The sequence below is a fragment of the Amycolatopsis cynarae genome (assembly GCF_026802195.1).
Taxonomy (GTDB): Bacteria; Actinomycetota; Actinomycetes; order Mycobacteriales; family Pseudonocardiaceae; genus Amycolatopsis_E; species Amycolatopsis_E rhizosphaerae.
The window spans coordinates 2,925,529-2,938,977 of the sequence record NZ_CP113836.1; the positions used below are offsets into that span (position 1 = coordinate 2,925,529).

General features: G+C 66.3%; 9 protein-coding genes and 1 pseudogene. 5 read left to right on the forward strand and 5 right to left on the reverse strand.

Annotated features, from left to right (window positions below; all coding sequences use genetic code 11):
- Nucleotides 1-10 precede the first annotated feature (10 nt).
- Both ORV05_RS13900 and ORV05_RS13905 read left to right on the forward strand, forming a co-directional pair.
- A complete protein-coding gene (locus ORV05_RS13900) occupies nucleotides 11-856 on the forward strand; it encodes an LLM class flavin-dependent oxidoreductase (RefSeq protein ID WP_268758903.1) in 846 nt (281 codons plus the stop codon).
- A gap of 22 nt (nucleotides 857-878) precedes the next feature.
- Nucleotides 879-2,171: an NtaA/DmoA family FMN-dependent monooxygenase gene (locus ORV05_RS13905; protein ID WP_268758904.1), complete on the forward strand. Its 1,293-nt coding sequence runs from the start codon at nucleotides 879-881 to the stop codon at nucleotides 2,169-2,171.
- Between the two features lie 6 nt (nucleotides 2,172-2,177).
- Here the strand turns inward: ORV05_RS13905 and ORV05_RS13910 are convergent, their stop codons facing one another.
- The 3 genes from ORV05_RS13910 to ORV05_RS13920 all read right to left on the reverse strand — a co-directional run bounded on the left by ORV05_RS13910 (nucleotide 2,178) and on the right by ORV05_RS13920 (nucleotide 5,216).
- On the reverse strand, nucleotides 2,178-2,666 hold the full coding sequence (locus ORV05_RS13910; RefSeq protein WP_268758905.1) for a MarR family winged helix-turn-helix transcriptional regulator: 489 nt from the start codon (nucleotides 2,664-2,666) through the stop codon (nucleotides 2,178-2,180).
- Nucleotides 2,667-2,668: 2 nt separating this feature from the next.
- Nucleotides 2,669-3,733 carry an alkene reductase gene (locus ORV05_RS13915; RefSeq protein ID WP_268758906.1) on the reverse strand — a complete coding sequence of 355 codons (1,065 nt, stop codon included), beginning with the start codon at nucleotides 3,731-3,733 and terminating at the stop codon, nucleotides 2,669-2,671.
- A 754-nt stretch (nucleotides 3,734-4,487) separates the two neighbouring features.
- Nucleotides 4,488-5,216, reverse strand: coding sequence for an SDR family oxidoreductase (locus tag ORV05_RS13920; protein WP_144590607.1), 729 nt, complete (start codon nucleotides 5,214-5,216; stop codon nucleotides 4,488-4,490).
- A gap of 86 nt (nucleotides 5,217-5,302) precedes the next feature.
- Between ORV05_RS13920 and ORV05_RS13925 the strand changes: the two genes are divergently transcribed.
- Entirely contained in the window at nucleotides 5,303-5,710 is a 408-nt protein-coding gene (locus tag ORV05_RS13925) for a MerR family transcriptional regulator (RefSeq protein ID WP_326938141.1), read from the forward strand.
- A 207-nt stretch (nucleotides 5,711-5,917) separates the two neighbouring features.
- On the opposite strand, the gene ORV05_RS13930 is transcribed toward ORV05_RS13925, so the two are convergent.
- Entirely contained in the window at nucleotides 5,918-11,149 is a 5,232-nt protein-coding gene (locus tag ORV05_RS13930; RefSeq protein ID WP_268758907.1) for a hypothetical protein, read from the reverse strand.
- A gap of 143 nt (nucleotides 11,150-11,292) precedes the next feature.
- Between ORV05_RS13930 and ORV05_RS13935 the strand changes: the two are divergent.
- Nucleotides 11,293-11,475 (forward strand): annotated as a pseudogene (locus ORV05_RS13935) (IS256 family transposase); the annotation flags it as partial.
- Between the two features lie 69 nt (nucleotides 11,476-11,544).
- On the opposite strand, the gene ORV05_RS13940 reads toward ORV05_RS13935, so the two are convergent.
- A complete protein-coding gene (locus tag ORV05_RS13940) occupies nucleotides 11,545-12,504 on the reverse strand; it encodes an AraC family transcriptional regulator (protein ID WP_268758908.1) in 960 nt (319 codons plus the stop codon).
- A 54-nt stretch (nucleotides 12,505-12,558) separates the two neighbouring features.
- Here ORV05_RS13940 and ORV05_RS13945 point away from each other — a divergent pair, with 54 nt between their 5' ends.
- Complete coding sequence (locus ORV05_RS13945; RefSeq protein WP_268758909.1) at nucleotides 12,559-13,263, forward strand: ester cyclase; 705 nt, start codon at nucleotides 12,559-12,561, stop codon at nucleotides 13,261-13,263.
- Nucleotides 13,264-13,449: the final 186 nt, after the last annotated feature.

The following is a 13,449-nucleotide window of genomic DNA, read 5'->3' on the forward strand; positions in this document are numbered from 1 at the left end:
AAGGACACAGATGACGGCTCCGTATCTCGCGCTCGGCCTTGCCGGGGGACACCTCGTGGAGCTGACGGGCGACCCGAAGTTGCTCGCCCGGTGGGACGCGCTGCCGGCGGCGTTCACCGTGCTCGGCATCGACCGCGTCGACGGCAGCGCACCGGACGAGCACACCTTGGACAGCAGCGCCGTCGGCGCCGCCCTGGCCGGGCGCACGGCCGGCGGCCGGTTCCTGATCGTGGCGAGCCCGCAGCGTGACCACCCGTACAACCTGGCCCGGCGGGTCGTGTCCCTCGGGCATCTTTCGCGCGGCCGCAGCGGCCTGCTCATCGGGGTCCGGGACGGTTACGCGGCCCCGGCCGGGACCACGGTGGCCAGGGCCCGCGATGCCGTCGGCGCGGTCCGGGCTCTGGAGCAGAGCTGGCCGTACGATTCGGTCATCGGCGACCGCGAGACCGGCATCCTGGTGCGGTCGAACGAGATCACGCACGTCGATCTGAGTGGCGAATTCCTGATCACGGGACCGCTCAACGCGCCGGAACCGCCCACTGGCGCGTCGGTGATCGCATGGTACGGGGACGTCGCCGGGCCCTCGCAGGCCGATCTCGTACTCGGAGGCGATTCCGTGGCCGTTACCCCGCTCGGCGAGCAGCCGCCGTCCGGCGTGACCGGCGTGCTGTTGCGCCCGGCGCCGGAGCAGTCCGTCGCCGAGCTGATCACCGGGGCGGAAAGCCTGCTGTCCCAGGGGTTCCGGCCCATCGCCCCCGGGGGATCACTGCGCTCGGCACTCGGGCTCGCGGTACCGCCCCGCAGGCCCGGCGGGCGTCCCGCGTTTCCCGTCCCTCAACCCCATCCGTCCCTGTGAACCGCATCCGGAGGAGCAAACCATGACCGAGCGCCGCACGGGCCACGTGATCCTCGGAATCAACGTGCTCGTCCTGGGGTACCTGCCCGCCGCCTGGCAGTCGCCGCTGCTGCGCAAGGATTCCTTCGTGGACCCCGGCTACTGGGCTGCCATCGGCCGGACCGCCGAACGGGGCACCCTGGACGCGATCTTCCTCGCGGACGGCCCGGCGCTGGCCGATCCGGCGCACGACGCGAACCCGGTCCGCCTCGAACCCAGTGTGAACTGGGGCTATGTCGCGAGTGTCACCGAGCGGATCGGGATGGTGGCGACCGCGTCCACCACGTTCAACGACCCGTTCGAACTCGCCGAGCGCCTGCTGTCGTGGGATCACCTTTCCGGTGGCCGCGCGGGATGGAACATCGTGACCACGCGCGGAGCGGCCGCGGCGAGGAACTTCGGCCTGCCCGACGTGCCGCCGCGCGACGACCGGTACGATCGCGCCTCGGAGTTCGTCGACGTGGTGCGGGCGCTCTGGGATTCGGCGGCCACCGGCCGGGAGGTCCATCACCACAAGGAATTCTTCGACATCGACGGACGTCTCCGGGTGCCGCCCTCACGGCACGGGAGCCCGGTGCTCCTGCAGGCCGGTGGCTCGCCGAAGGGCAGGGCGCTGGCCGGCCGCGTGGCCGAAGGGGTGTTCGCCGCCGAACTCACCAAGAGCCAGGCGATCGAGCACTACCGTCTGGTGAAACGGCTCGCGCGGGACAACGGCCGCTCGCCCGGCGAGGTCAAGATCCTGCCCGGACTGCTGTTGAGCCTGGGCAGCACCGAGGAGGAGGCACGGCGGCGCAGCGACGAACTCCACGACGCCGGTCCCGCGGTGTATTCGGTGCAGTGGCTGTCGCAGTCGATCGGTTTCGACGCGACGAAACTCGACCTCGACGAGCCGTTCCCGGAGGAGGTGCTGGCCGCTCCGGCGGATCCCCAGACCTTCCAGGGCAGCATGGGTTTTCGAGAGTCGATCGTCGCGCAGATCCGGCGTACCAACCCCACGGTCCGCGAATACCTGAGGCAGACTCGTTACACCGGCTCCGGCCATGCGGGTTTTGTGGGCACCCCGGAGCAGTTGGCCGATCACATCGAGGATTGGTTCCACTCCGGGGCGATCGACGGATTCAACCTCCAGCCCGATGTCCTGATCGACGGGCTGGAGGTGATCGTTGACGAACTCGTGCCGATCCTGCGTAAACGAGGGCTGTTCCGGCACGAATACGAAACCGACACACTGCGAGGCCATTTCCACGCCGCCTCGGCGCCTCCTGGCTTCTCCTGACCGAGCTCAGCAGCTCGCCCCGGGCAGGTCGGCCGAGGCGCCGCTGGCGAGGCCGGCTTCGATCCGGCGGGCGAGTGCGACGAACGTGGCCTGTTCGTCGGTCGTCAGGGTCTTGACCGTCTCACGTTCGAGGGCGCTCCAGGCTTCCTCGACGCGCTTCTCGAGCCTGCGGCCTCTGTCGGTGAGATGCACGAGTGTGACGCGCCGGTCTTGGGGGGACCGGGTGCGGGTGACCAGCCCGGCGTCCTCCAGCCGGCGGACCGATTTGGCGACCGTCGAGTGGTCGATGCCCAGGGTGCGGCCGAGGCTGGTCTGAGACTGGCCGTCGCTGTCCCACAGTTGAAGGAGCATGATCTCCTGGCCGGGGAACAGACCCAGCTCGCGGAGCAGGTGCGCGGCGAGGGCTCGGTGCGTGCGGGCGACCGCGAACACCGCGAAGCTGACCGGGAACCGGGCGGCTGCGCCCGGCACCTGCTCGCGCGGCTGGCTGGCCATTGTTACCTCCTGATGAGCACGGGGTAGTCGGTGTACCCCTCGTTACCGCCACCGTAGAAGGTCGCCGGGTCGGCCTCGTTGAGCGGCGCTCCTTCCTGCAGGCGCTGGACCAGGTCGGGGTTCGCCAGCGCCCACCGCCCGAGGGGGACGATGTCGGCGATCCCGGCGTCCAGGTCGCCGGCAAGCTCCTCACGGCGCCGGTCGATCCGGTTGACCAGTAGCGCGGTGGGCCAGAGTGCGCGGATCTCGTGCAGCAGGGCCTCGTCGGTGCCCTGCATCACGTGCAGGTAGACCAGGTCCAGCTTGGCGAGTTCGGTGATCAGCGCGTGATACGTGGCGGCACGCTCGGGGCCTTCGTCGATGCCGTTGAGGGTCGAGCCGGGGGAGATGCGGAAGCCGGTGCGCTCCGGGCCGATCTCCTCGGCGACGGCCTGCGCGACCTCCACGGCGAACCGGATCCGGCCCTCCACGGAACCGCCGTAGGCGTCGGTGCGTGTGTTCGCGTTGGGCGCGAGGAACTGCTGGATAAGGTAACCGTTGGCGCCGTGGATCTCGACGCCGTCGGCACCCGCCTCGATGGCTCGCGCCGCCGCGGTCCGGAAATCGTCCACAGTGGCCGCGATCTCGTCGATGCCGAGCGCGCGGGGCCGCGGGATGTCCTGCATGCCGGACAGGGTGAACATCGGCGCCTCCGGTGCGATCGCGGAGGGGGCGACGGCCTGGCGGCCGTGCGGGGTGTTGTCCGGGTGGCTGATGCGCCCGGTGTGCATGAGCTGGATGAACAGGTGCCCGCCGGCGTCGTGCACGGCGTCGGTGACCTTGCGCCAGCCGGTCATCTGGGCGTCGGTGTGAATGCCGGGGGTCGCCAGGTAGCCCTGACCGTCCTCGCTGGGCTGCGTGCCCTCGCTGATCAGCAGGCCGAGCGAGGCACGCTGGGCGTAGTACTCGGGTGCCAGTGGTGATGGTGTGCCCTCGGGTAGTGCGCGGCTGCGCGTCATCGGAGCCATGGCCAGCCGGTGCTCCAGCTCGATCCGTCCGAGCTTGAACGGGGTCCACAGGGTGCTCATCGTTGTTCTCCTCAATTTACGTTGCCGACCACCTTTATAGCGAAAGGTGGTCGGCAACGTAAACGTGAGCGTGGCGACAGGGGCTGATCCGGGGGGCTTGTTCGGGTAGCTGCAGAGCGCGCCGCCGGCTGCCGGACGGCGAGATCGTCTGGCGGCTCGAAGTCGATCACCGCGTGATCGCCGTCGAAGTCGACGGCTCGATGCTTTATGTCGCGGTGAACTTCGGCACACTCCTCGGTGTGAATGTCGACTGCGGGGAATTGCGATGGCGGCAGGAGCTCAGCGTTCGCGCACGCCGGTACCTCGAACTTGCGCACCACGTGGCGGTGGTCGGCGACGCAGTCTCCCTGTTCATGGCACCCCCCGACACGGACCCTGCCGCGTTGCGCGCAGCGGACTCGCTGCTCGTGCTTCCGAGTGACCCGACGGCGGCCACCGAAGAAATCCTGCGACGACGTGAGGAGGGCGGCTTCTGGCTGCCGGTTACTGGAGTGGTCTCGACCACCGTTCGCGGGGCGATCCCACCGAATTTCGGACCGAGTCGCACCACCGGGTTCCCGAGGCGGTCCCGGCCATCGGTTCCCAGACCGAACCCGGCCACTGGATCCCGGGTTGGTTCCGGCCACCGGTCCCCGGGGTGGCCTCACCACCAGGCCCGAGCCGACCCCCACCACCGGATCCCGAGGTGGCCGCGACCGAAGCCGCCACCACCCCGCGCCGTGATCGGCCGGGCCGGTCACCAGGTCCGGGCCGGTCACCCGGCCGTGCGCCTCCGGATTGGGCGCACGGCCGCGGCGTAGAACTCCGCCGGGTCCTGGGCGAGGCCGGCCTTCGTGGTCCGGCTCCACTCGTCCGCGAGGACCTCGACGGCGCCGTCGGCCAGGCCGTCGAGCGCGGCCCCGATGACCTCGCTCGGCTTGAGTTTGGGCCCGTCGTAGTCGCGCGTCATGTCGGTGGCGGCGGAGCCGAGGTGCACGCCCAGCACCTGCGTGCCCTGCCCGGCGAGTTCCACGCGCGTGCCGGCGGTCAGGCTCCACTCCGCCGCCTTCGCGGCCGAGTACGACGTGGCCCCGTCCCAGGAGAACCAGGACAGTACCGACAGGACGTTGATGATGGCCCCGCCACCGTTGCCGCCGAGGATGTCGGCGAAGGCGCGGGTGACCGTCAGCGTGCCGAAGAAGTGGACTTCCATCTCCCGGCGGACCTGCGCCAGGTCGCCGCGGATGAGGTTCTGGCCGGTCGCGATCCCGGCGTTGTTGACGAGCAGGGTCACGTCCCCCGCCTGCTGGGCGGCCCGCTCGATGCTCTCCGGGTCGAGCACGTCCAGTGCCACGGGCACCACGCCCGGCGTCGTGATGGTGCTGGTGTCGCGCGCGGCGGCGTACACCTTCTTGGCGCCCCGCTCCCTGAGCTGCTCGACGAATTCCCGGCCGAGGCCGCGATTGGCCCCAGTGACCAAAGCGACCGATCCCGCGATCTCCACGATGGTGTCCTTTCCTGTTGTGGTTCCGATCGCAGGGTAGAATCTGACACGGATGTCAGGTTCAACGAGAAGTGGCGGAGGTTACAGTGAGCGAGGCAGACCAGCGGATGCGCATCGGCGAGCTGTCCGCCCGCACCGGCGTCAGCATCCGCTCGCTCCGGTACTACGAGCAGCGGGGCCTGCTGACCTCCACCCGGACGACGGGAGCGCAGCGGCTCTACCCGGAAGACGCGGTCGACCGCGTGCGCATGCTGCGCCGGCTGTTCGACGCCGGCCTGTCGAGCGAGACGATCGCCGCGCTGCTGCCGTGCGTCGACACCCCCTCGGACGACATCACCGTGGAGACGCTGGACGTGATGCGACGCGAGCGGGAGCGGATCGACGCGCAGATCTCCGCCCTGCTCACCACGCGCGACCACCTCGACGCACTGATGGCCGTGGCGGCGGGCCACCTCGCTCGGCAGCGTGACGACGCACTCGCCGCCACGGCCTGAGCGAGCGGCCGTTCCACCACCCTGCGGCGGTGGAACGGGGAGATGCTCGAACCGGCCGCCGGGTCCTGAGCACCTCCCCGGGCTTCTGGCCAGCGCGCCCTGAAGGAGGTCCGCGACCCGCTGCCGACCTTCGACACGTGGTTGCAGACCAAGCAAGCCGACCTGGCCCCGGCGATCGCACAGGAGGCCGGCCGGTGGGCGCGGCACCTAGTCCTCGGAGGCCGTTTGCGGTGGAGACCAAGTGCGGGTCACTTGTCCGACTATCGCCATGTCTCCCGGGAAGTACACGCCCGAAGGATCGAGGGCCCGGGATTCGGGGAAGAGTAGGTTGGAGACCGCGAACATCGACATCCCCCGCAACTCGATCTTCATGTCAGAGAATTTCTTCTCGAGTTCGCTCTTGGCGTTTGCCACGACCTCTTTTTTCATCTGAGCCAGGATTTCCATCCCAAAAATCTTGTGGATGGGGTACTTTATGTCCACTTCTGGCGATATGGTCATGTCGCCGAAGGTCACGTTGAACGTTTTCGGATCGATCCGGGCTGTACTTTGTGCACTGAAAGAGCACGAGAGGGTCACGTCATCCCAGTCCACGCTGAGGCGCACGTCGGCGTCACCCGCACTGATCACCGGGTGACGGCCCTGGTACGGGAACGACTCGGTCCAGGTGTGCTCGTAGTTCAGCGACAATGCGGTGAGATCGAAGGTGAGTTGGAGCGGCTGGTAGTCGAAGGTGACCTTGGCGTGCGGATAGACCGAAGTCGTCTTTCCGTTTTCCCAACCTTTCTCGAGTTTCACCGGCTGGTCGCTGACAACCTTCTGACCGGTGAAAGCCCCGGAATACTGGTGGGTGTTGGGATCGACCCTCACCGTCGCGTCGGCGACCTTGTGCAGCGCCGGAAGCACCTCCTTGTTCCAGAGCAGGTCGGCGGAGAAGTAGACCGCGGCGTCGAAGTCGGCGCTGACCGGCCATGCGGCATCCGGCCAGGACTGGCGCATTCCGTGCACCGGCGGCACACTCGTGGAGGTGAGGACGTAGATTCCGAGAATCGACGGCCAGTCGTTGCGGTGGCTCGGCGGAGGGGTGAAGGTACGGAAAGCGAAGTTCCGCGGCTGTAGGTACTCCTGATCCGACTCGAATCGCAGTGAGCCCAGCAGCCAGGGCTGAAGTTCCTGTTTTTTGAAATACTCGACGATCTCGTTGCAGAAGGCCGTGTCGACCTGCGGATCAAGAACGATGTTCTCGAACGCGAACACGCCCCGCGCAGGATCGATGTGCACGGCGTGGAACTTGTCGACATCGCCGGGCAACTTCTGCAGCTCGGCTTTGGTCCGAACCATGACCGGCTGGGAACTCGTGCTTTCTATGCCCTTCGTGTCCTCGCCGATCGGCGTGTCATTCCGGTAGGTGGTCGTGGTCAGGGTGCCCTCGAGCAGCGGAATGCCGACCTCGGCCGATTGTTCGGCGTCGGCCATGAACTTCAAGGACGGCGGACCGGCCTTGGCTTCGAGACGGTACCGCACGCTGATCTTTCCGGGCAGGACCTGGGTGTGGCTGATATCGATGTTCTGGACGAACATCCGGTCGCCGTGGAAGGCGGCGTCCGTCTCGGCCCGCCAGCGTTGATTCCAGAGATCGTTGATCCGGTCGACGGACACGAAGCTGGCCACATCCCAACCGTCCGTGAGTGAGCAGCCCTTCAGCAGCCCGAGGAAGTGGGACGGGTCCGGACCGGCTGCTGCGAACGACGGTGCGGCATACATGGCACGCATCCGCCCGGCGGGTGGGGCGGAGTACATCGCCTCGACATGGAATCTCAGGATCACCGCGGTGGTCGGGGACTCGAAGGACGCGCCCGCGTTCTCCGGTGTCCTGGGCAGCAGGACGCGCCAGTGCTGGAATGGCGTCGGCTTGGTGAAATACCCACCCCACTCCTTCGCGGGTTCCGTTCCGATGATCGTCCGATCGCTCGCGATGTCGTAGACTACGTGCCAATCGCGGGAGATCATCCGGTACGTGAGAATCTCGCGCCGCAGACCGCGGTCGTTCATGGGCGCGCCGGTGGACACCAGTTGGACGTGGCACTGCCCCTTGGCGGTCGAAACGCCTTCGATCCGGACGTCCACCGCGTTGATACGGACGCGAGCCAGTGCGTTGAGGAGGTCGCCATGAGTCGGTGAGATGGCGATCTGCGCTCCAACTCCGGACATCAGGTCCTCGACCGGCACGTTGTCCACCCTGATCTCCACGGGTTCCCGGAGATCCGTCGGCGGATACGGATAGGTCCCCAGCGCCTCGACGGCGCTCAGTGCCTGGGCGGCGAGGTTCTCCTTGATTTCCGCGATGTCGAACCGCCTGATCAAGGAGGGACCGCTCAGGTAGTGGTAGGTCATCGAGTCGTCCATCAGTGCCGCGATTTCGACGATCCGGTTCAGCGCTCTGTTCTGCGACAGCTGCAGCATGGCCGTCAATTGGCCGAGGTCGGCGAGGTGGGCATGGCCAGGAAGGCCCGACGGCTTGTCCAGGCCGAGTTTGAGCGCGCGCAGCCTCTCCGCCTGGCGCTGTGAAACGGCGCGGGCGGTGGACTCGGTGAAATTGTTGAACTGCAGTCTTACCTTCTGCTCCTCGACCGCGTTGAGCGACTTGGCGATCGCCACCAGGTTGCGGACGGAGGCGACGAACCGCTCCACCTCCGGCCTGATCAATTCCTCCGCCGGGCGCACCTTGGCCTCGGCGTCGTTCATGAAGACTTCCCAATCCGTGTCGTTCGGCGGCTCGGCGACGGTGCTCGGCGTCGAGTTGTCCAGTTTGACCACTTGTTCGATGCTGTCGGCCAGTTTTGTACCAGACTCGATCAGCTTGTTCGCGGTTTCCGCAAGTTTCAGGAAGGACTCCCACTTTTTGAGGGTCTTCTCCATGCCCTCGGCAGCCCCCGCCACCTTGAAGCCGTAGAGGCCGGTCATCAGTCCGCCGAACACCTCGACCAGGCCGCCGACGAACTCGAAGACCATTTTGGTCTCTTGTTTCCGGGATTCCTCGGCGATGGCGTCGCTCATCGCCTTTTGCGCCTCCTGCAGCTTCTTCAGGAACGCCTGGTACTGCGTGCGCAACTGTCCTTCACGTTGGCTGAGAACCAGCATGGCCTCGTTGTTCTTGTTGATGACAGCGTTGTGGGCGTCGACCAGGTCGTCCTCTTTCTTCGCCAGTGCTTCGTTCTGCGTGACCATGAACTTGGCCGTCTCACGGAGCAATGCATCTCTCTTCTCGTCGCTAAACTCCCGCTCCCGGGCCAGGCCGAAGTCGACCAGCATTTCGTTGGCCCGACGGAGTTGCGTCGCGTAGGTGTCCGCGACGTCGAGGAGTTTGTTGACTGCGTCCTGGAAAGCCGTGAAACGCAGCGACGGCACCTGCGGCACCACCTGCTCGGTTGGCTTACGCGGATCCGGCGCCGAGCGGGCCAGCGTGGTGGCGAGGCCGTAGAGCGAGACCACGCGGTCCGGTGGCACCTTGCCCGCCGTGGTGAAACTGTCCGTGATCTGCCGAAAATAGCCGATGAGCCATTGCAGAGACTGCCAGGACTCGACCGCGGTCTGCTTCAACCCGGGCGACAGGATCGCCTGCGGACGCAGTGCCGCTGCCGAAGTCAGCAGCAGCGTCTCAAGACCGGTCTCGATCGTGTCCCTGCGCCACCGCGCATCCGCCGCCGCTGAGGCGCCGGTGAAGAGCTCGACCGGGTACTTTCCGCCGAAGAAGCTGTCGAATGCCACCTGCTTGTCGTCTGGCCTCAGGGAGACGGCGTCGTCGGCGAACACTACTCGCCGTGAGGCCGGATCTTCGGCCGCTTCGAAGGCGCACGTCCCGCTCATTGAGCCGCAGTACAACTGCAGCGGATCCCAGGCGCTTGCCGAAAGCCTCACAGTCGGGACCGTTCCGTCCTGCGTTCCGACGATCAGCAGCCGGCAGGTCAGGGTGACTGTGCTGAGCGAGGAGAGGTCGATCGAGTTCCGCAACTCGATGACGTCGGCCACGACAGTGAGATGCCGCACGGCTGATCGGTCGGTCTTGGCCGTGTTCCAGAAGTCGTCGAGCTTTACATAGGGCTGCGTCAAGCTGACGTACGGGGACCAGAGGGCGCAAGCGGGAGTGGCCGTGGTGAACGCCTCGTACAGGCTGGCATAGGAAACCGAAACATCACTGGGCACCGCCGAGGTGCCGCTGCCCTCGGACCCGAAGCGGGCGATGGCGGCCTGGGTGGTGACCGCGTCGACCAATTCGCCGACCGGAGTGGGAACAGGCGGCCGCGGGGCTTGAACCCCCATGGCCGACACGTCGGCCATGGAAACGAGATGTGCCCCCGTGCAGGTCAGACTGCTGATGGCGGTGCTTTTCCGCACGGCTTCGTCGTTCAGCAGAAGACTGAAGACTGATTCCTTGACTCCATAGACCTGGTCGCCGAGAAGCGGCTGCAGAGCCGAGAAGGACGGGTCGCCGGAGGCCAGCCTCGGCGCGGTTGCGTACAGCAGGAAGTTCTTTGACGTGAAGTACCGGAAACTGAGTGCGTGCGCGTCCTCCCAGCCGCTCCTGTCCATGGCGGCACAGATGAGCTCGAACTGCTTCCTGGTGTAGACGAAGATCTGGAACGCCTCGTCGCCAACTGAAAGGCTCTCGACGAGGTGGGAGCCGAGAGTGTTCTCCACCGTGTCAAGGATGTTCCGGACCGCGTCCGGGGAGAACGAGTCCCCGTTGAGCGCAGGCTTCAACCGTCCTCGGACTTCGTTCATCTCATCACGGCACCGCGCGAGGACGGAATCCCACATCTGCCGAGTCTGCGGACCCGAGAGGTTGATCTCATTGTTCTGCACCTTCCGCGGGACGCGGACCAGAACGAAACTGCGATCGGCGTTGTCGTCCGCGTCCTCCACCCGGACCCCGAACTTCTCCGCAAGTTGTTGGCGGATCGTCGCGGACTGACGGCTGTGCTTCTGCATGACCGCAGCTCCGGCGAAGGACGTGGGGCGACCGTGGAAGGTGAACGGTGCGAAGAACTTCTCGACCAGTTCGGTCCAGGTTCGGCACGGTGCCAGAATGGGGAATGGCCCGAAGGAACACTCCTCCGGGTGCCCGCCGGCGATCACCCGGTCGACGGGCCCTCGGAATCCGTCCGTCAGAGGCTCGTTGAAAACGGCAGTACTACCGTCGGACGCGATCCCGGCGAGCGCGTTGAGTTGCTGCCCAGGAAAGAGACTGGCCTTGTAGGCGAAGGTTTCCATCATCGACTCGTTCTTTAAAGCAAGACGGGAAGAGAGTTCATGTGAGGCGTTCTTCGACCATGCGGTCCGCAAGGTCGCAAGCGTCCATACCTCGAACTCTATCGTGGGATCTTCCGGGCCGGAAGCAGTCGAAAGTCCTTTTGATCTGTCGCCGTTCAGTTGAATCATCCTCGTATTAGTGGAATTAACGCTGAGTGACTATTGAGGGGCTGCCGGCGGTGGCGCGGTCCGATGTCGGGCTTCGTGGCTTCGAGTTGACCGGCGTCGAAGCCGGGCTTTCGGGGATGAGTCGGACGCGGCGGGGTGTCAGTCGAGCGGTCCGCGCGCGGGGGCATTTCCCCACCGGGCAGGCCGCGATGAAGTGCCTGTACCTTGTGACCCGCAGCCTGGACCCGACCGGGGCCGGGCGCACCCGATGGACGATGCGCTGGAAGCCCGTGCTGAACGCGCTCGCCATCACCTTCGGTGACCGCTGGCCGGCCGCCGAAACCTAGTAATCAACAACGCTGGAAACACCGTTGCTGAGACGGACCCCATCTTCCTGTGGCGGCCGGCCGCCGCGGTCAAGGAATCGATCGTCCAGCCGCAGCGTCGTTCCGTTCTGCCCGCGCCGCCAGCGCGCGGAAACGACCGGGAGGCATGCCGCGCACTCGAGTGAACGCACGGTTGAATGCGTATTCGCTGGTATAGCCGACCGCCCGGGAGATGGGACCGACAGGCTCGTCGGTGAACGTCAGCCGGCGGGCCGCCACTTCCATTCGCCAGTTCGTCAAGTACTCAAATGGTGTCTGGCCGACAAGGGCGCTGAAGCGGCGGGCCAAGGTCGCGCGGGAAACGGTGAGACGCGTGGCAAGATCCGTGAGAGTCCAGTTGCGGGCGATGTCGCTGTGAAGTGCGGCGAGCGCCTCACTGATCAGTGGGTCACGCAGCGCCGTGAGCCAGGACGGGGGCAGAGATTCGGTCTCGGTGGTCGTGAGCCACGCCCTGACGATATGCACGAGCAGCACGTCCAGCAGCCGGTCGCGGATGGTGTCGGTACCGCTTCGCGCACCGCTGATCTCGTATGCCAACAGGTGTAGCACGTGATCCGTCGGTCTGTTCGGATCCGCGTGCAGGTGGATTACCGGCGGCAACAGAGTCAGCAGTTGGGCGTTGAGTGCGGCGTCCTGATGGAAGGAGCCGCACAGGATACGGGTGTGGGGCTCTCCGTGTCCGATCGTGAGCCTGCCGCCGGCCGTCAATCCCTGGCGGGCAGCCAGGCGAACAAACGGTTCCGTCGCTGTCCCCGGGTCGCTCAGCAACTGGTGGCGCTGCCCCCTGGGCAGGACGAGCAGATCGCCTGGCAGGAGACGACGCCGCGGATGTCCGTCCATCGCCAGCCATGCGACGCCGTGGATCATCGCGTGAAACGTGGCCCAGGGCACGTCGTCGACATCCACGCCCCACCGGTCGCCGGCGTCGAGCGTAGCAGCAACCGCGCCCCGCACCCGAGTAAGGCTCAGTACTTCAGACAAGGGATCCACCAAGTCAGAATACCGATCAGCTCAGATCTGAGACGCTGAGACAAAACCCTGAGCATGTCGATCATCGCTCTGGTGGTGGTCCGCCTCTATCGTCGATCGCGGTCGGGCTTTGCGTTGAACACATCGATAAGGGAGATGACAATGGATCGTCGTGCCGTGCTGAGGTCAGGTGGAGCTGTCGCGCTTGGCGTCCTGGCCCTGACCGCTGTCGAGTCGGGTACCACTCCGGCGCTGGCCGCGGGGGTCGATCCGTCGGGAGCGTGGGTACCGCTACCCGATCCGGCGGATGGCGGAGTGGTGAGTCCTCCATACCCGAAGCATCTGACCGCCGAAGAACGAGCGCATCTGGAAACGTTCGACGAGTTGGACTTCGTCGTATTCTCCCATGCCGAGTGGTCCCGACTCGGCGAGAGCCACGCCACTCACATTCGTGTGCACTGGCCTGACGGGCACTACACGGACGGTATCGACCAGCACATCGCCGACCTGGCGGCAATGTTCGTCTGGGCGCCGGACACACGTATCAACGTCCATCCGCTGAGGGTGGCCAAGGACAACCTGACGGCGGTCACGGGTGTCATGCGAGGCACCTTCACCAAGCCGATGCCCGACGGCAAGGGCGGTTTCGTCGCCCCCACTGGGAAGTCCTACGCGATCAACATGTGCACCGTCGGCATATGGAACAGGCAGGGCACGATGGACGAGGAATTCCTGTTCTGGGACAACCAGACCTTCTACAGCCAGATCGGTCTCGCCTGAGAACCCGGCGCTTCGCAAGGCGGGGTTGTCCTGTCCCGAGACCGCCGAGCGCACGGGCGACTCGCGCGGTGTCGGGTTCACGATGCACGAGCAATCGGCCGAGGACGGAGGGGCCAACGTTTCCGGACCGAGCACCCGGATCCGACCTTCCTGAATCGGCGTCCGGGCCGCGAGAATTCCCGGACG